This is a genomic window from Affinundibacterium fentianense (assembly GCF_018139545.1).
In the GTDB taxonomy this organism is placed as follows: Bacteria; Pseudomonadota; Gammaproteobacteria; order Burkholderiales; family Burkholderiaceae_D; genus Undibacterium; species Undibacterium fentianense.
Map to the genome: position 1 here is coordinate 240,307 of NZ_JAGSPJ010000003.1, position 19,953 is coordinate 260,259.

Sequence of the window (19,953 nt, forward strand, 5' to 3'; positions counted from 1 at the left end):
AGTCTCAATCTCGATAGAAATGGGGACTGCGGATCAGAATGCCTCTCATACAACCAGATCGACTTGCTGCAAACTCTTGACCTGCCCATCTTCGCTCAACCAAATTCCAGATGAGCGAATTTGGCCATTGAGTTGTTGCTGGCTATCGATCACATCAAAGGGGGTAGAGGCATTACCCAAATAGAGCGCTCCGACATTGGCCTGTTTGAGTGATTGCAATTGGTCCTTGCCTTGCGCGTCCTTGGTCCAAACTTGGAGGCGTTGAAAAACAGCATCATTCTCATCGATCCATTGATTGCCGTCCTGGTCGAAGGCAGCGAGCTCATTAAAACCGTTACCCGTGCCAGGTCCGAATAATTCGCTACCATTGTTGACTTTGCCATCTCCATTCTTATCGAGGACCACGAAACCCGCACCTTTGACGAAGGAAATAGAGTCTTGTTTGCCGTCAGCGTTTAAGTCGAACGAAAATTTTTGTGAAGTCAATTGCGCGCTGTTACCAGAAAAGTTGAGAGCCAGCGGATCGACAAGTTTTGCGTCGCCAGCACGAAGTTGTTGGTGGCTTTCCTCGGTATGACTTCGCACTAATTCAAATTGTAGATCGATTTGAATTTGTCGATGATCAGCCGTCGTGATGACCCCACTTGCTTGGAATTGGGTTTTCTCCGTTTCAGTCACGCGTTGATGAATATCGATTTCCACTCCCCAACCTTGGCGCGGCGGCGTGGTTTGGGACTGCTGCGGTCTCGCGTTAGGGGGCGCTGTATTCGGCATATTGTCTGAAACAGAATTGTCTGGCTCGAGATCAGCCATGCTAATCTGGTCGATTGTTTGTCCGGTCAATTGTTCGACCAAATAGCGAATCAAAAGCATGCGAGGATCTTGCTCGATATCATCTTGAATCTTTCGGATAGCATTAATCGATTGCGAGGCACGCGCTGAAGGGGATTCTTCATATTGTGCCTTCAACGCAGCTGATGATAAATAAACTAGATTCGTATCCGCTTGAGCCGTATTCTGTGTTTTTATGGTTGATGTTGCTTGAGGCGAACTGCTTCGACTCTGTTTTTCAAGCGCATCAAAATCGGGGCGTTGATTGCCTTTCCATATGCGTGTTTTTTCTTGCACTTCTTGGCGTTGCGTGACAGCGTGTTGTGCTTGTAATTGGATATCGGAAGACGCGATTTTCATAGAATCCCCTACTAAGATGGGTGAATAAAATACGTTGATAGCGACCAGCAATAGGGAAAATCAGCACCGTTGATTCTCTACAAATTGCCGTGCCAAGACACCCCAAAATTTTGTCCCAGATAGCACGATAACAAGAAGCGATCATTGACGGACTCGTTGTTTAGAGAAAGTGCGATGGACGAATGGCGTAGTGGGGGTAACGGATGTTTATCGAAAAGCTTGATTGATTTGCTTAGATCAATTCGATTTAAACAAGCGAAGAAACTAAGCTGTTCTTGTCTTTGCATACTTGAAGCGTAGGGTGAATGGTAATTGGCGAGAAATTAGGCGAGATTGTTCATTCGACGTCTTGAGATCTGCGATCACCCAGGTCATCAGACGCCTGCATGTCGACCCAAGTCCTTTTGCTTTATACTAAGAGCAAGTCTTGCGAGCCGTCTGCGTTCACGATGGCTTATTCATCGATTCATCTGCATTTTTAAACCGATTTTCAAGCGACATGGCATGCTAAAAATTCTTGGTAAAACATCTTCAATCAATGTCCGCAAAGTACTGTGGACTTGCGCTTTGCTTGAATTTCCCTTCGAATTGCAAGAATACGGTGCTGGTACCGCAGGTTCGGTGAATAGCCCCGAATTTCTGGCGATGAACCCACATGGCATGGTTCCAGTCTTAATTGACCAGGGACGCATCTTAATTGAATCGAATAGCATTTGTCGTTATCTCGCGAGTCAGGCTGGTCGTTCTGATTTGCTGCCGCAAGTACCGTTTGCGCGTGCGCAGGTTGAACGTTGGATGGATTGGCAGATTAGTGACTTAAATAACGCATGGCGTTATGCCTTTATGGGCTTGGTGCGGCAAAGTTCTGACCATCAAGATCTCTACTTGATTCGACAAAGTCGAGACCAATGGAACCAGTCAATGACCCTGTTGGAAAAGCATATGGAAGTGTCTGGTCAGGAGTATTTAATTGGAGCGACGTTTAGTTTAGCGGATGTCGTGATCGGCTTGTCTGTCCATCGGTGGCGTTCGACCCCGATGGAGAAACCTGATTTGCCAGCACTCGAGTGTTATTTTGCACGGTTGGCGAATCAAGCGGGTTTTGCTGAGTTTGTCGCCAATGGTTACCCCTAAATCGAGCTCGCGATGAGGCTTGTGGAGGGAGCTCTTTTGAAATTTTCATGCATTTTTGAAAGGTTGTAGGGATGAATTTTGCAACATGGTTTTCGTTTTTTTGCGCAGCTTGTTTGATCGCTATTTCACCGGGCTCGGGCGCGATTCTATCGATGTCGCATGGGCTTGCGTTTGGCGTCAAGCGCGCGAGCGTGACGATTTTTGGACTGCAGTTAGGATTGCTATTGGTACTCTTTATTGCGGGTGCGGGTGTCGGCTCATTATTGCTTGCTTCCGAGACCGCATTCAATGTCGTTAAGGTTCTTGGGGCTGTATATTTAATGTATCTAGGCGTGACGCAATTTCTAGGCGCATCAAAAATTGGTCAAGCTAGCTCAGCGCCTGATGACAATCCAGAGGCTGCGCCAACTTCAAATCCGATATCTGCGAGCACAACTGCGTTACTTCCGAGTGTGAGACGGCGCATTTTGACGGGCTTTATAACGAATGCGAGCAATCCTAAAGGGATCGTGTTTATGGTTGCCGTGCTGCCGAATTTTATCAATAGTGAAGCCCCACTTTTGCCACAACTTGGCATCTTGGCTGTCACCATGGTCTTTGTCGATACGACAGTGATGCATAGTTATGCACTCTTGGCGGCCTCGTTGCAACATTGGATGCGAGAAGCAAGAGCACAAAGAATACAGAATCGTTTATTTGGTGCGATTCTTATTTTGATTGGCGCAAGCTTGTTTTTTGTGAAACGTGAACAGTCTGTGAGTTTGTAATTTCCTCATAATCAAGGTTTATTGACGTTTCATTATGCTTAAATTGTCGCAAGATTCTGACGTTCTCGATTCTCTCGATGAACTTGCAAGAGAAAAACAGAAAATCTGGGATAATGATTATTCATTGTTTTCTGTGAATGATTCTTTGCATGCAATTTGATTTGATCACTGACGATCCACCACAAGCGAGCGCCGATGCATTAGCAAATCGACGTCTAATCGGTGGCATCTTGGTGTCCTTATTTTTGCATGCGCTGATTTTGTCCTTGCATTTTGGTATCCCGGGTTTGGAACTGCCGAGTTTAGAGGCACCATGGAAAGAGCGCAGAAAACCCGTTGAGGCGTTGCGAGTGGATATCGCAAGCCCCGCACCGAAAGCCTTACCCGTTCCGCCGACGCCGACTGTGACCGTGCCGGAACTATTTAAATTACCGACGCCTATTCTTCCAGCACCGACGCCGAAAAAGAGCGTGGTGAACCCTGGTGGGATTGTCGTGTTGGCACAGCCCCAAGTCATCTTGCCACCAGATGCAAGCAAAACAAAGAAGAAGACGAAGCTTAAGCCGCAAACACCAATATCTGAATTAGCTGCCCCGAGGCGAGTCCCACCCCCGACCGAATCGCCGACTCGCATCATCGCTCAAGATCAAATTAAAAACGATGATTTCGTGGTTCCCTTGACGAGCGAAGAAGAGTTGGAACGCGATCGCCACGATCAAAAAGAGCAGAAGAAAAAATTGGAAGCGATACCGGAAGATGCCGTGATCGATAAGACAGCTGAGCTCGCCCTATTAGCGGAGGAAAAGCTTCAAGAAGAATTGAAACAAAAAAAGATCGAGCAAGAAAAAAAGGCAGCTGAGCAATTAATCCAACAGCAAAAAGCACAAGAACAGAAGGAACGCCTACTACAACAAATCGCAAAAGCAGCAGAAGAAAAATTGCGTGAGCAAGCCGAATTCGCGGCTGAACAAAAGGCGATTGAACTTAAACGTCAGCAGGCAGAGCAGATTCAGCAGCAAAGATTGTTAGCGCAAGAAAAGGCTGCGCAAGCCCAAAAGGAGCGTGAACTCGCGATGGAAGAAAGTTTGCGCGAAGCAAAGCGGCAAGAATTGCTGACACAAGAAACGCTAAAGCAAGAAGAACAACGACGTCAAGCTGAGCAAAAGAAACAACGGCAACTCGCCCAAGAACAAGAATTGCAACGCCAAGAGGCGTTGGCGCAGGCGCAGCTAAAACAAAAGCAAATGGAAGAGCAGGCTCAAAAGAAACGCGTACTTGAGATTGCAGAGCGTCAAAAGAGAGAAGCACTAGAAGCACAAGAGGCATCACGTCTGGAAGTGCAAAGACAGGCGCAAATTGCAGAACAGCGCTTACAAGAACAACGGTTGCTTGAGCAGAAAATAGCCGAGCAGAAAATAGCCGAGCAGAAGTTGGCCGAACAAAAAGCGTTGGAACAAAAAATTGCGCAGCAAAGAGTCTTAGAGCAGCGGCTCGCGGAGCAGCGGCTCGCGGAGCAGAAATTAGCCGAACAAAAATTAGCGGAACAACGAGCCGCTGAACAACGAGTCGCTGAACAACGACTCGCAGAGCAGCGCGCATTGGCTGAATCCAAAATCACCGCCGAACGGGAAGCCGCGCTCGCTGCACAACGCGCTGCAGCGGCCAATAGTTTTGATGCCTTTGGTCAAGGCAAGGGCGGGGCGGGTGCTGGTGCAAGTGCAGCAACGCCAAGTAGCAGCGCCAATCGGGGTGATCTGGCGAGTCGTTTGCGAGAACAGGCGCGCAATGGTGATTTATTGAAATCGGCATCACCGAACACGAAAGCGCTGGATGAAAAAGCTGCACGTCGTCGCAGTTTCCTCGGTGCCTACGACAAAGAAGTACCTCTGCGGATGTATGTGGATAGCCTCAAGCAAAAACTAGAGCGAAATGGTAATTTAATTTATGAAAAACGCAGTCTAAGCAATGTCGAGCACAATGTTCTGGTGAACATGGTAGTACGCAGTGACGGGAGCATCGAGGAGGTCGTGATCTTGCGTAGCAGTGGGTCGCGTGCAATCGACGAAAAAGCGCGTAACATCATTATGGCAAACTCGCCATTCGGCGCCTTTCCACCGGCTTTAGCCCTGAAATATGACGTGATCGAAATTCAACGTGTTTGGAGCTTTGGCGATCGTTTACATATTTTAGAAAACTTACCTACTGCATTTTAGATCAGGAATATCTTTTTGCTGTAGTGATTCGGTTTGACTCGGAAAATCCACGCTCAAATTGCGCAATGGATGCTTATCCATGCGATCATTTCAGTGAACATGTCCAAACGCACAAAATGAATACGGAAGGAAAAAATTCCTCATGGAGATATTAATCACCGGTGGGACAGGGCAAATAGGGCGTCGCCTGTGCGCTGCCTTGATGGCACGTGGCGATCACTTAACAGTTTTAAGTCGACAATCGACTTCACAGGTGCAGCGACTTTGCGGCAGTACCGTGTCCCACATGCAGCGTCTGGACGAATGGCGACCAGAAAAATATTTTGATGCCGTCATCAATTTGGCCGGTGAACCGATTATTGATGCCGCATGGACTGCGCAACGTCGACAACAAATTCGTGAAAGCCGCATTGGACTCACGCAAGCTTTGTTGAAGAAAATGGCGGAGGCGACCCGGGCTCCGACGATACTCTTGAGTGGATCAGCGATTGGCTATTATGGTCTCGTCGCAGAAAAAGAGTTGGCAGAAGATGCCCCGGCTGCTGAGGATTTTTCGGCGCAACTTTGCCGTGATTGGGAGCAAGTCGCTAATCAAGCGACAGCGTTTGGTGTTCGTGTCGTCTTATTGCGAACTGGCTTGGTTCTTGATCCGCTCGGTGGTATTTTGAAAAAAATGCGCTTGCCGTTCCAAATGGGGGTAGGGTGTCGTTTAGGGAATGGCCAACAATGGATGAGCTGGATTCATCACCAAGACTATCTCCGTGCGCTGTTGTTCTTGTTGGATAGTAAGGACGCACACGGCGCATTTAATATGACGGCGCCGACACCAGTTAGGAATAGTGAATTCACGCAAGCTTTGGCTGCCAGTTTGCACCGCCCAGTATGGTTGGTCGCACCCACGCCGATCCTGCGAATGGTGATGGGCGAACGGGCTGACTTGCTATTGGGTGGACAGAAAGTGTTGCCGCGCGCTTTGATTCAGCATGAATTTAAGTTTGCGTTTGCAGATTTACCAGCTGCGTTGCAAGATATGCTCGGCCCCTAAGGATGCGATTTTCCCAAATGCTGGCGTGCCGTGGGTAGAATAGTTAGAGTGTTTGGTGATGGTGGAGAAGGCGTTGAGTTCCCGTTCTATTTGTCCAGCATGTTTGCGTGCCCTGAAGGCCTGCATCTGCGTATGCGTTAAACAGGTTGCGACCTTGACGGAAGTCTTGATTGTGCAGCATCCCGCTGAGTCAAAACACATCAAGGGTAGCGCCCGACTTTTGCATCTTTGTTTGCCGAATAGTCGATTGTGGGTGAGTCCTCAGGGTGAAAGCGGGGGCTCGACGGCACATGAGGAATTGACGCAGATTCTGCAAGTGGACGATAAGCAGAATGTTTTATTGTATCCCGAGACAGACCGACAAGGTCTTGTGGCGCTCGAGCATGCTTCACCAACATTGGGGCAGCCCTTAAGGTTAATCGTGATTGATGCGAGTTGGCGGCATAGTTTGCAAATACTCAGGCAATATCCACTCTTACAAGCCTTGCCACGCTTTGCTTTGCGTCAACCGCCGACATCCCGTTATACGATTCGGCACGCGCATGCAGAGCACCAATTATCGACGATGGAAGCGGTCACCTACGCGCTCGCCGAGTTAGAACCCAAGCATGACCCGCAAAACACGTCAAGTTTGCTGAGCGCATTCGAAGCATTTAACCAATTGCAGTTGGAATTTGGTGTGCACCGCTTGCAGCGCCCCGCGCACGCATCAAAGTAATGCGAATCGCAAGGATCACATCAGGACATTGAGCATCGCGTTACCGATGCCGATTAGCGCCGAACCTGCGAGTAGTCCTGCGGCGACAGCCTGCATTCCATCAATCCAGACCCGGTAACCGATGCTGTCGGTGGCTTGCTGTCGATATTTGCGTTCCATCATCCAGAAAACAAATGCACCAATCCACATTGCCAGGACTGACTCTGGTGGCAACACCACCCCTAGTCCAATTGAAATCGCTGATAGTGGGAAACGTGCTTTACTGACGATGCTTGCTAACTCAAATACGATAGCGGCCAGCGCCGCAATCACGATCGAGATGATGACACTATCCGATAGATTGCTAAAACCATGACCGATCAGTTCTGCCACGCCTTTCCATTGGGTTGCAGCGGGAAAGGCAAATTGATCCGAAACAATAGTGGTCGTGTCGCGTAGTCCGTTTGCATCGGGTGGGAGAAACAAGAGAAAATAAACAGGAATACATGCAAGTGTGCCCGAGAAAATGCCGATTAAATGGCCAAGCACTTGATGTCTTGGCTTAGCGCCTAGCATGTATCCTGGCTTAATATCCGATAAGAGGCTTGCTGCGCTGGATGCCACTTCGGCAGACATTCCGGCAGGGATCAAATTGGTGGCAGGGTTGCTACGATCTAAGGCTCCCATTGAAAATTGCGTGATTTTCGAGAGTCCGCTCGTTGGTATCCAAGACGTTAATGCCATCGAATTGATACAGATGACAGTCAAGAGATAAACCAACGCTAGGGAAATGAATGCGAACAGCCATGGAACGCCAAAGAAATGATGGCTTGCCCAAACACCCAATAGACTAAAAATCGGGATTCCCCAGTAAGAGATCCAAAGCGGAACCTCGATGTGAGCTAGCACGTCGCGGTGTTGATCACTCGCTTCGTTGCGTTTGAGTAGACGCGTGAGTCCTTTAAATATGTCAGGTTTGGCAAATAGGCTGATCAGCGCTGCGACAACCATGATGACGATGCCCCACCATAATGACCATTGATTGAGAATTTCTATTCGTGAAAGCGGCACAAGTTTGCCATCGAGTCCCATCCTTGGTGCAATTTCGCCACGTTGTATCATCCAAGGCCCTAAGATCGCAAAATTGAGTAGTGCGCCAATCAAACAACTTGTTGCGACCCGAATACCCATTAGCGCACCAACCCCAAGCATGGCCGCATCGAGGGTGAATCGTAAACCTAAAGTGCGAAAGTCCACACCCAGTATTTTGGGTATCCACCAATCGAATTTGACTGCCGCTAGATAGTAATACGTGTCGAGTCGTTCTTTTAAGTACCAAGGTTCTGACCAACTGGCCCATTGATCCAGTCGCAAAATTTTGAACTGCAGAAGTTTCATCCAACCGTCGCTGAGCACGATTTGTAAGGCTGCAGTCCAAAGCCCGACTTTGGCTAAGAGTTTAGCTTTAAAAATGCCGCTGGCTGCGTCACCGTTATACAGCGTGTCGAGGACGACGCCGCAAGCATTTCCTTCTGGGAATGGTAATTGATCTTCATTGATGAAGCGACGTTTGAGAGGGAAGGCGAGAAGTACGCCTAGAATCGCGATAATGACCATCCAGATCAGCATGTGCCACCATTCTGGAATACGCTTGGTGATCATCATGTAGGCGGGGAGACATGCGACCAAAGGCATGGTCATATAGCCAGCCGATGTGGCGATGGATTGGGTGCAGTTGTTTTCTAAAATCGTAAAATTTTTGGCGAGACCAAGGTTTTCAAAAGCTTTGAATAAGCCGAACGCTAAAATTACCGAGATTAAATTGACACCAATCGAAATACCTGTTTTTGCGCCAATGTACATGGCTGTTGAGGACAGGATGCCTCCCAGCAAAAAACCTGTGATGCCAGAGCGCCAACTTAATTGCGCCATATTGCCTTGATAGATATGGTCGAGCCACCATTGGTCTTTTTGTTGTCGCGACCAATGCTTCACCTGCTCCTCGTTGAGCTGCACAATTGCCACGGTCATCCCCTAGATTTTTATTGTCTAGGAAGTATCAGTGGCACTTAATCCCTTGTCAAGAAAATGTCTGAATTGGAAACGATTCTCAGATGCTGCCGTGTCCTTAATCTCATTGAAATTGTTGTTTCAGTGCCGCATTGACTTGTTCAAGCACATCTTCCCAATCGGCGACTCGCGTTTGTCGGAACAGACGCACGCTAGGATACCAAGGACTATCATCGCGCTCTAGCATCCAGCGCCAGTCTGGGGTGCTTGCCAATAAAATCCAAGTGGGTTTGCCGAGTGCCGCGGCGAGATGCGCGACGCTCGTATCGACCGTTATGATGAGATCCATTTGCTCACACAGAGCCGCTGTCTCTTCAAAATCATGCATTTGTTCGGGAAACCAGTGCAGTCTTGGCGTGTTTTCTAAGGTGACAAGATCTTCAGGACGGACTTCTTTCTGTAAGCAAAAGTAATCGACATCCTCAGACAAATGCGGTACCAGACTTGCGAGTGGGAGACTACGTTGGCGATCATTGCTGTGCTGTGGATTGCCACTCCAAACCAAGCCGATTCTGTGCCGTACTTTTGTTCCTAATTGCGTCGCTAACAGGGATTGCCAACGTGTGCGCACCGTCGGTTCTACGGTCAAATAGTGTGGATTCGCGGGGATGGTTTGCAACGAGGTGTTCAACGCCAAAGGCAAGGACAGCAATGCGCAGTGATAATCAAATTCGGGGATGACATCGCCAGTACTAATGACGCGGTCAATGCCTGATAGACGGTGCAAAAATCGCTTGAGTGGAGCTTGCGCCAAGAGAACCACTTTGGCCCCCCGATTTGCGAGTACTTGCACGTAACGGCTAAATTGTATCGTGTCACCTAAGCCTTGTTCAGCATAAAGTAGTATGGTTTTACCTTGTAAGCTTTGCTGACCACTCCAAGCAGGCTGATCAAACCGTAAGCTACGCATATCCTCACGTTGCCAACGCGCTTCGTAGAGTGGCCATGCAGCTTGCAAATCGCCATTTAATAGCAAAGCGTTTGCCTTATTAAAACGCGCTGTGGTCAAATTCGGTGCAATGCTCAAGGCGCGATCATAATGCATCATTGCTTGTTCGAATTCTCGCAAGTCGACTAATATGTTGGCGACATTCACCCAATTCTCGGCACTACTATTGTGTAGTTCTAATGCGCGTTGATAATCTGCTAGTGCTAATTTGAATTCGCCTTGGTCTCTGAAAGCTTGTGCGCGCAAAGTATACGCTTGCGCGCAACTAGGATCTTGCTGCAGGATCGCGTTGAGTTCGTGGATGACATCGGATGATAGGCGCAATTCGCGCGCGAATACGACACGGAGAAGACGCGCTTCAAGATTGTGCGGGTCGTGAGATAAAACTTGCTCAATCTGTTGTTTCCCAAGTTCCCATTGTTTGCTACTACGGTAGCATTTAGCGAGATAAATCAAAGCTGGAAGATACGCTGGCTTTGCCGCGATGGCGCTTTGCAGTGTTGCGATTGCTTCGGTAGGTCGATTGAGCGCGAGTAAGACTTGTCCACGTTCCGCGAGGGCTTCGATATAGTCAGGTTTGTGTTGCAAGGCTAAATTCAGGCTATCTAAGGCTTCCGCAAAACGCCCTAAGGTCGATAGACTCTGTGCCTGACGCAGTCGTGCACTGACTAAATTTGCTTGGGATCGAAGAACGATGTCAAGACTTTGCAGCGCGGCCTCATGCTGGTTCATTTCAGCCAAACACAGTGCCCGATTCATATGCGCCCCGGCATGGTCTGGCTTTTGTTGCAGTGCCTGTTCAATCAGCGATAAAGCGGCCGCAAAATCACCGATCTGGGATAGCAAATTCGCCAGTAAATTAAGGCATTCAAAATGCTGCGGCTGTGCAAGCAAAATCTGTTCGTACGCTGTTCGTGCTTGATCGAGATGTCCGGCCTGATGTAAAGCCACGGCTTTTTTAAGCGCCAAATTAGTCGCCGTCGTCACTGCTTGCGCTGAGGCTTTTGCTGGCGCTTTTTCTGCGTGTTGTTGCTTAGCTGCTGGAAGTGGTGCAGCGAGCCCTAGCGCGGATTGTTGTAGCGCGGATAGATCTTGAGCGACCTGCGTCAATAGGGGTTGCCATTGGTAGTCAGCAGATTGACGATAAAGTTTAACGGATTCATACCATGGGCTATCTGATCGATCTAATAGCCAGCGCCAATCCGGTGTATGTGCGAGCAAAATCCAGGTCGTTTTGCCCATTGCTGCGCTGAGGTGCGCAACACTGGTATCGACTGAGATGACTAAATCCATACAAGCAATCAATGCGGCTGTATCGATGAAATCGCGTAGCTGTTCGCCGAAATGACGCAGCTTAGACTGTTGCGACATAGTCGTTGAATCATCCCCGCGTAATTCTTTTTGTAAACTGATGTACTCAAAACCATCGGGCAAAGATGCGATTAAATCGCACAATGGAAGACTGCGATTGTGATCATTTTTGTGAATTGGATTGCCGCTCCAGACGACGCCTATCCTAGGCTTTTGTTGGGGGCCAAGGCGTGTTTTCCAAGCTTGAACCAAAGCCGGCTTTGCATGGAGATAAGCTTGACTTAATGGGATAGTTTGCAAAGTCGTTTTGAACGCCAGGGGCAAGCTCAATAGTGGGCAATGTAGGTCAAACGGAGGCAATGGATTGCCATTGGCAACGATGTGATCAATCCACGGCAAATCTTTCAGAAGCCTGACGACGGCATGTTGAACATCAAGAATCACCTTTGCGCCAGCCTGTTTCGCCAACAGTGCATAGCGGCAGAATTGTATGGTATCCCCGAGTCCTTGTTCGCTATGCAGTAAGATGGTTTTTCCATGCAAGTCCGTCTCGCCTAGCCAGAGCGCTTGCGTGAATTGTCGCGGGGGCGTAGCCTCACGATGCCAGCGCCATTCATAATTCTTCCAGCCGTTTTCATAGTCACCTACGAGACGCTGCATCATCGATAAATTGTAGTGCGCAAGCGGGTAGTCCGGCAAAATCGAGATCGCGCGCTGAAAGCTGGCGTCTGCCTTGGCAAACTCATGCATATCCATGTAGGTGTTGCCTAGGTTCGAATAGATCTCTGGAACATTGGGTTTGATTTGTAAGGCCGTTTCAAAATCGCGTATCGCCTGTGGGAAATTTCGCAATACTTTGTGCACGTTTCCGCGATTTGAAAATGCATCTGAAAAGTCTGGTTTCAGTTCAATTGCTCGGCTGTAAAATGCTATCGCTTCCTCGTAGCGCTTGAGTCCATTCAGTGCAATACCGCGTTCAGACAGGGCTTCTGGGAAGTTGGGGCGAAGCTTTAAAGTCAGATCAACGCATTCAAGCGCTTCTTCAAATCTGCCCAATTCGCGCAATATTCCTGCTTTTCTGAGATACGCATTCGCATAATCTGGCTTGAGGCGAATCGCAATATTGATGCTGTCTAATGCCTCGGTTAATTGTTTGCCCTCATGCAGACAAATTGCACGATTCAATTGGGTGTGCGGATGCTGGGGATTAATTGCAACCGCGCGGCTGACCAACTCAATCGCTCGTTCGTGATGTTCTAACTGTGTACATAATCCAGCCAGCAAATTTAAGGCTTCAAAATGCTTGGGGTCGCGCGCGATGATTTCTTCGTAAATGGCACCAGCTTCGGCAAATTGTTGTGCTTGATGGAAGCGAATTGCCTGTTTTAAACGCGCCGCAGTGGCAGCGGGTGCAATGGCATTTTTATCTCGACCAGGTTTATCTCGACCAACTTGCGCCTTTTTCACCTGCTTCTCGGCCTTTGCAGGCAATTGGGGATAGTCAGAACGCAAATCGCTGGCAACTTTTTGTAAAACTGAATCCCACGTGCGGTCGTTTTGCTGGCGATATAAATGCATGCTCGCATACCAAGGACTATCGTCGCGATCGAGTTGCCAGCGCCAATCAGGATTGAACGGCAGTAATACCTTCGTTGGTATACCGATTGCGCCAGACAAATGGGCAACGCTGGTGTCGACCGAGATAATTTGATCCATACAGACGCACAAGGCTGCGGTCTCGCTCAAATCCTGCAATTCATCGCCGAAGTGACGAATCAATGATTGCCCTTGAAATGCGGCCAAGTCCTCTGGGCGTATTTCTTTTTGCAGGCTAATGTAATCGTATTCGGTCGGAAGTTGTTTCAATAGTTCTGTGAGACGAAGACTGCGATTATGATCGTTTTTATGGGCAGGATTGCCGCTCCAAACAAGACCGATGCGAGGTCGTGTCTTGATGCCGAGTTTGTTTTGCCAGAATTTTGATCGCTTCGTTGGCGCCTTTAAATAGGCATTTGGATAGGGTATCGAATCCAGCGTGGTCTTGAATGCCAATGGCAAAGACAAGAGTGGATAGTGCAAATCAAAATGGGGTAAGGCCGTCCCCTTCGATATGACCTGCTTGATTCCTGGCAAATCTTGAAATAGGCTCACAAGAGAACTCGGTACTTCGAGTAGTATTTGAGCGCCTTGCTTCGCGAGCAAATGGATGTAACGGCTAAACTGAATCATATCGCCAAGGCCTTGTTCGCCATACAGTAATAGGATTTTTCCTTGTAAGGATTCCGTACCTGTCCATGCAGGCTGTGTGAATACTCTCGCCTGTGCCCCGGTTTTTTTCCAGCGTGATTCATGTAATTGCCAACCTAATTCGTAGTCACCAAGGAGGCGCAAGATGAACGAGCGGTTGTAGAGCGCATCGGCGTGATCAGGCTGGATCAAAAGTACCTCGTCGATACATTGTAGGGCTTCGTCAAAGCGACGTAGATCTTGCAAGATCGCGCTTTTCCTTAACATCGCCGAAATCCTTTGCGGCGCGATCGTTAGGGATTGCGTAATCGTTGAAAGCGCTTCCTCCCATCGTCCTGCCTCATGTAAGCAGATCGCCTTTAGCAATAAAGTTGGTGCATGGTGCGGCTTTAGCAGGCACGCGCGCTCCAGAAAACTCAGTGCGACATCGAACTCGCGTTCTTCAGTCAACAAGCTAGCGATTAAGTTGAGTGCGTCAAATTGATTTGGCTCACTCTGCAAAATATCTTGGTAGCATGTCTTTGCCGCATCACGCTTACCTTGTTTTTGAAGATGTATTGCTTGTTGCAGACGTTCTTGAACTGTTGAATTTGCTGTGCCTGTCTGATTTTGCCTCAGATCGCGCTGATCGCCCGAAGGATTCGCTGTTCCTAATGTCGATGCAAGGCTTTTAAAAACTTGTTGAAAAACTGGGGGCCAGGTGTGATCAATACTTTGACGGAATAGACTGACAGAGTCATACCATGGGCTATCGGTGCGCTCGAGTAACCAACGCCAGTCGGGTGTATAGGCGAGCAAAATAGAAGTTGGCCTGCCGAGTGCCGCACTCAAATGCGCGACGCTTGTATCGACGGTCACAACCGCATCGACTAAACAACATAAGGCTGCGGTGTCAGCAAAGTCCTTGATATCGTCGCCCAAGAAAAGAATCTCAGAACGGTCGAGCGCAGCGCGATCCGATTCGCGAATTTCTTTCTGCAAACAGATATAGTCAAATTGTGGTGGAAGGTGAGGAATTAAATCCGCAAGTTGCGCGCTACGTCGCCTATCATTCTTATGTACTGTTCCGCCACTCCATACCAAGCCGATACGTGGCTTTTGCTTGGTGCCCATGCGACCTGACCAAGATTCGATTTTAGAAGGATTTGCTTTTAAATAAGGCTGCTTGCTTGGGAACTGATCTGGCAGGCTTTGTAAAGCAAACGGAATCGATAGCAAAGGACATTGGAAATCAAACTCTGGAAGCGGTTCGCCAACGACGACGAGTTGATCGACCCCCTCAACATCTTGCAAGATTGACGCAAGTGGCGGTTGGACCTCAAGTATGACAAAAGCACCCAATGCTTTGACCATTTTTGCATAAGCACAAAATTGGATGGTATCCCCAAGGCCTTGTTCAAAATGTAGCAATACGCGTTGACCGCGGATGGATTCTTTCCCAGTCCAACGTGGGTGCTCATGATGGCGTTGTTTTTGGTCATTGGTTTTCCAGCGCCATTCATATAATTCCCATGCTTCGGCAAATCGTCCTGCTTGCAACAACGCGATAGACTTATTCCAATAGGCTTGTGCATTGCTGGGTTTTAAAGTGATCGCGCGATCAAAGCTGGCGATGGAGGCGTCGATTCGTTTGAGTTCGCGCAAAATATTGCCACGATTCGAATAGGCCTCTGAAAAATCTGGATCGAGCTCTAACGCCCGGTTTACACTGGCTAGTGCCGCATCAAGTTGATTGGATTCACGCAAGGCGGTTGCACGATTTGAAAAAGCGCCAGCGTAGCCTGGTCTTAATCGAATTGCTTGATCAAAGCTAGTGAGTGCTTCCGGCAAGCGACGCAGTTCGGTCAGTGCGACGCCACGATTTGAATAGGCTTCAGGATAGTTCGCTTGAATCTGCAAGGCTTGATCAAAACTCGCCAGTGCTGCGTCAAATTCTTTATTGTCGAGTTGGCTAATGCCTCGGTTTAATAGCACATCCGGTTTGTTGGGAACAAGACGCAATGCTTGATTGTAGCTAGCAATTGCCTCTGGAAATCTTCTTAAATTTCGCAAGGTGATACCGCGATTCGCATAGGCATCCGCGAAATTGCTTTGCAAAGCAATCGCACGGTCAAAACTGGCGAGTGCAGCAGTGAATTGCTGGAGCTTATCGAGTGCGATGCCACGGTTCGAATACGCGACAGCGTGCTCAGGATGGATGCTAATTGCATGATCGAGTAACTTCACTGCAAGGGGATAATCTTGTTTTTGCGCTGCGATTGTTCCGAGTAAAGTGAGGGATTCGACATGGCGTGGATTTTCGCACAGGATCGCTTCATAGATCTGCTTCGCGCGCTCAAGCTGTCCAGCTTGATGAAGTTGAAGTGCCGTGTCGAATTGTTTTTTGAGTTGAGCTTGATGCATACTTAAATCATTAGGCGATGGGGGCTTCATAGGCGTCATATCGTGTGCAAGTTGCTGCTGCAGCTGTTGCAAGCAAGACGTCCATTGATTGAATTCTGTCTGTCGAAACAAGCGAAGACTCGGATACCAAGGGCTCGTTGCGCCATTCTGCAGCCAACGCCAGTCCGGCACAAAAGGAAGCAGAACATAGCAAGGCTTACCGATCGCGCCAGCGAGGTGGGCGACACTGGTATCAACGCTGACAATCAGATCCATATACGAACAGAGTGCCGCCGTGTCGGCAAAATCGTGGAGCTGCTCGGTGAAATGGAGAATCTCAGGATGATCGTCAAGGCAGCTGCGGTCCTCTGCACGTATGTCTTTTTGCAAGAGAACGATGCGAACATGATCGCTTTGTAGCGGCAAGTAAGGCAGCAAATCACGTAAGGCAATACTGCGATGCCCATCGTTTTGATGTTGCGCATTGCCACTGCAGACTAGTCCAATCCAGCGGGTGTTGGGCGCGCTATTTAACTTGCGCTGAAGTTGCTGGAGCCGATCACGCCAGATTTCGCGTAATGCAGGGTCTGGGCTTAAATAGTTGACCTCTGCTGGAATAGTCGATAAACGCGTACCGAATAATCGAGGTAAGGACAACAAGGCGCAATACAGAGCATAGTCGGGGCGTACTTCGCCTGGTTTGAGCAAATGAATGGTGTCACCACACCCTTTGAGGGTTTGCAATAAGCGATGCAAATTGGCGGGCGCTTCAAAAATAACTTTTGCACCGCGTTCGACCAATAGTGGCAAGTAACGACAAAATTGTAGACTGTCTCCCAAACCTTGCTCGGCATAGACAAGAAAGATTTGGCCGGTCAGTGATTCTTCGCCGTCCCAAGCTCGCGCATGCGGCAGCGCTTGAAATTGTGGCTGGCTCGGTGGCAATTGCTGGAGACGTGACTCATAGAGATCCCAAGCTGGCGCAAAATCACCTTGAAGTAAATAGGCGATACCAAGATTGAGTTTTGCCAATTCAAAATGTGGGGCTATGGTGATGCACGCTTGATAATCGCGGATTGCCGCATCGAGCTGCCCAAGTTCCTTATAGGCTATGGCGCGATTGTAATGGGCTAGTGCATAAGCATTTTGGCGTGCAATAGCAGAGTCTAGGTCAAGGATCGCCTCATTGAACTGATTTAAACTCATACGAGCCGTCGCTCGGTTGAGATAAGCCTCGGCTTGTCCATCATCCAGACTAATGGATGTGGTCAAATGGTCGATTGCTCGTACCAGATCGCCGGCTTGCTGCAATGCGGTCCCTAAATTAAACTGCGATTTAGCGTCCTTAGGCGCCAGTTCGCAGGCCTCGTAAAAGCAGTGAATCGCTGCCGCAAAATCGTGCTGTGCAAGCTTCACTGCACCTTGTCCATTGATCGCATTGAGTCGATCGAGGGGATCGGACGCCAGCGCGTAACAAATGTCAAAATCCTCAGACGATAGTGCGAATTGTCCCATGCTCAAGTAAGCATGTGCACGATTGTGGCGTGCTGCGAGATAGTGTGTATTGTGCTCAATCGCCTGCGAGTAAGATGCAATCGCTGCTTCGATCTGGCCAACTTTTTGCAGTACATTGCCCAGATTAAAGTGAGCTGGCTCGTCATCTGGATGGTGCGTCACCAATGTTTGGTAATGCATTAAAGCTTCATTCGTCTTTCCTAAGGCATTGTAGGCCACGGCGAGTTGAAACAAGGCATCGCGATGAGCGGGATCACGCGACAGTAATACTTGAAAATGTTCGATGGCTTGCAGGTAGTCTTGTTCTTGCATGCCTATCATGCCAAGTAGGTAGCGCGCGTTTGCCGCGACTTGATCGGTTTCGCTCTTAGTCGTAGGCGGCGCGTTGAGTAGCGTCTGATAGAGCAAGCGGGCTTCTGCTAATTGACCCGATTGATGTAACTGTTTTGCCTGCGCAAAGACTGTCGTCGCTGAGGACAGTTTAGCGCTGCTGAGATTGGCAGGCGGAGTTGGAAAAAACTCGCTGATGAGTGCAGATGCGACAGACTTGAATACCGTGCTCCAGTCGTTGGCGTTGGTTTGCCTGAACAGCCGCGCGGAAGCATACCAAGGGCTGTCGTCGCGTTCTAACATCCAACGCCAATCGGGGCGTTTTGCCAAGAGTATCCATGTGGGTTTGCCCAAAGCCGCACTGAGGTGGGCCACGCTCGTATCAACACTGATGACACAATCCAAGTTCGCGCAGAGTGCGGCAGTGTCGTTAAAGTCCACCAATTCCTCGCCAAAGTGGAGGATGTCAGGGTGTGAATCCAAAACAGCCTGATCCTGCCGACGCACCTCTTTTTGTAAGCTCACATAAGTGAACTCCGGGGGTAAAAACGGTAAGAGTTGGCTGAGCATCAAACTGCGATGATGATCATTGGTGTGTTTGGGGTTGCCACACCAGACCAAACCTATCCTTGGCTTGGAGCGAGGACCTAGGCGAGATTCCCACTGCGCTTGTCGATCGGAATCCGCAAACAAATAGGGTTGTGCCGTCGGGATTGATTGTAAACTTGTAGCAAATGCATGCGGCAGCGACAACATCGCGCATTGCAAATCAAAGTCGGGGAGGGGGGAGCCCGCCGGAATAAACTGTATGGCATCCCCTGAATCTTGAAATTGCAGCGCTAAAAATGAGTGTAGTGGTGCTTGGACTTCACAGATGACGCGAGCGCCGCGAGCGGCCAAGAATGGGAGATAGCGACAAAATTGCAGGGTATCGCCCAAGCCCTGTTCCCAATAGACAAAAATTGTTTTTCCAGCGAGGTCGGCGTCTCCGTTCCACGCAGCTTGCGCAAAGTGGCGCCGTTGTTGGCGCAATTGACTGGTTTCCCAACGCGATTCATACAGCGGCCAAGCCTGTGCCAAATCACCACGTAGCAAGTAGACCAAGGATTGATTATGTCGTGCTGAATGCAATTGCGGATTGAGTTGGCGTGCTGTGTCAAAATCAGCTGATGCGAGATCAAATTGTTCTGCCTCAAAGTAGGCTGAACCGCGATTCAGATACGCCTCGGCATAGTCAGGACGCTGCTGTATTGCGACATGTAGACTCTCAATCGCTTCAGGGTAACGTTCTAATAACTTAAGGGTATTGCCGCGATTTGAGTAGGCGGCTGGATAGACCGCTTGTAAGCGTATTGCTTGTTCAAAATCTTCGAGTGCTTCGACATAACGCTTTCTATCTTTATGTAATACGCCGCGATTCAAATACAAGGGTGCGACATCCGGCCGTAATTCGATCGCATGATTCAAATCATCCAACGCCTCTTTCCAATGCCTTAATTCTCGTCGCGCATTGCCACGATTCGAGTAGGCTTCGACACGATGCGGTGTTAGTTTTAAGACCTGATCACAATCAGCAATCGCGAGCTCTAAAGCTTGGGTTTGTTTGTAAGCAATCGCACGACCTAAGAGATAAGCGCTGAATTGTTGGTCATCTTCCGACTGATCGCGCTGCGCAATGAGGTCGGAATACAAAGAAATTGCCAATGCATGATTCTTAAGTGCGACATGCACATTGGCGAGTTGATACCGTGCTTCCCGATGATCAGGGTGTTCGCGCAATATGTCCTCGTAAAGGGTTCGCGCTTGTTGCCAATGTCGCCGCTGTTGTTCACGCTGACCTTGCGTCATTTTTTCAACGAGGTGGCGAGTGGAATTAGTCGGCATTGGTTCAATCGTGAAACTTGGAAAAAAACAGTGAAATAGATGCGTCACGCTACCAGTGCCCGGCACGCCAAATATATTCCTAACGCGCTGTAGACCAATAGGTAATGAAGCAAACCACATCATACTATTGATGCGAACCATGGGCAAAGCAGAATTGTCCGGTGCAGCCTTGAAATGCCATGGCGCAAATCAAAGTAGGAATGAATTCAGTGGGCGTT

The 19,953-nt window shown here is 48.9% G+C and carries 8 protein-coding genes; 5 read left to right on the forward strand and 3 right to left on the reverse strand.

Going from position 1 to position 19,953, the window contains the following annotated elements; all coding sequences use genetic code 11:
* Positions 1-45: 45 nt before the first annotated feature.
* Entirely contained in the window at positions 46-1,191 is a 1,146-nt protein-coding gene (locus KDM90_RS08780) for a hypothetical protein (protein WP_212675227.1), read from the reverse strand.
* A gap of 504 nt (positions 1,192-1,695) precedes the next feature.
* Here KDM90_RS08780 and KDM90_RS08785 point away from each other — a divergent pair.
* The 5 genes from KDM90_RS08785 to KDM90_RS08805 all read left to right on the forward strand — a co-directional run bounded on the left by KDM90_RS08785 (position 1,696) and on the right by KDM90_RS08805 (position 7,068).
* Positions 1,696-2,325 carry a glutathione S-transferase family protein gene (locus KDM90_RS08785; RefSeq protein WP_212675228.1) on the forward strand — a complete coding sequence of 210 codons (630 nt, stop codon included), beginning with the start codon at positions 1,696-1,698 and terminating at the stop codon, positions 2,323-2,325.
* Positions 2,326-2,396: 71 nt separating this feature from the next.
* On the forward strand, positions 2,397-3,092 hold the full coding sequence (locus tag KDM90_RS08790) for a LysE family translocator (RefSeq protein ID WP_212675229.1): 696 nt from the start codon (positions 2,397-2,399) through the stop codon (positions 3,090-3,092).
* Between the two features lie 149 nt (positions 3,093-3,241).
* Entirely contained in the window at positions 3,242-5,305 is a 2,064-nt protein-coding gene (locus KDM90_RS08795; RefSeq protein WP_212675230.1) for a TonB C-terminal domain-containing protein, read from the forward strand.
* Positions 5,306-5,447: 142 nt separating this feature from the next.
* Positions 5,448-6,350 carry a TIGR01777 family oxidoreductase gene (locus KDM90_RS08800; RefSeq protein ID WP_212675231.1) on the forward strand — a complete coding sequence of 301 codons (903 nt, stop codon included), beginning with the start codon at positions 5,448-5,450 and terminating at the stop codon, positions 6,348-6,350.
* Positions 6,351-6,423: 73 nt separating this feature from the next.
* A complete protein-coding gene (locus tag KDM90_RS08805; protein WP_230409702.1) occupies positions 6,424-7,068 on the forward strand; it encodes a tRNA-uridine aminocarboxypropyltransferase in 645 nt (214 codons plus the stop codon).
* A 15-nt stretch (positions 7,069-7,083) separates the two neighbouring features.
* Here KDM90_RS08805 and KDM90_RS08810 read toward each other — a convergent pair whose 3' ends face one another.
* Entirely contained in the window at positions 7,084-9,072 is a 1,989-nt protein-coding gene (locus tag KDM90_RS08810; RefSeq protein ID WP_212675232.1) for an OPT family oligopeptide transporter, read from the reverse strand.
* 109 nt (positions 9,073-9,181) lie between these two features.
* Entirely contained in the window at positions 9,182-19,876 is a 10,695-nt protein-coding gene (locus KDM90_RS08815; protein WP_212675233.1) for a tetratricopeptide repeat protein, read from the reverse strand.
* Positions 19,877-19,953: the final 77 nt, after the last annotated feature.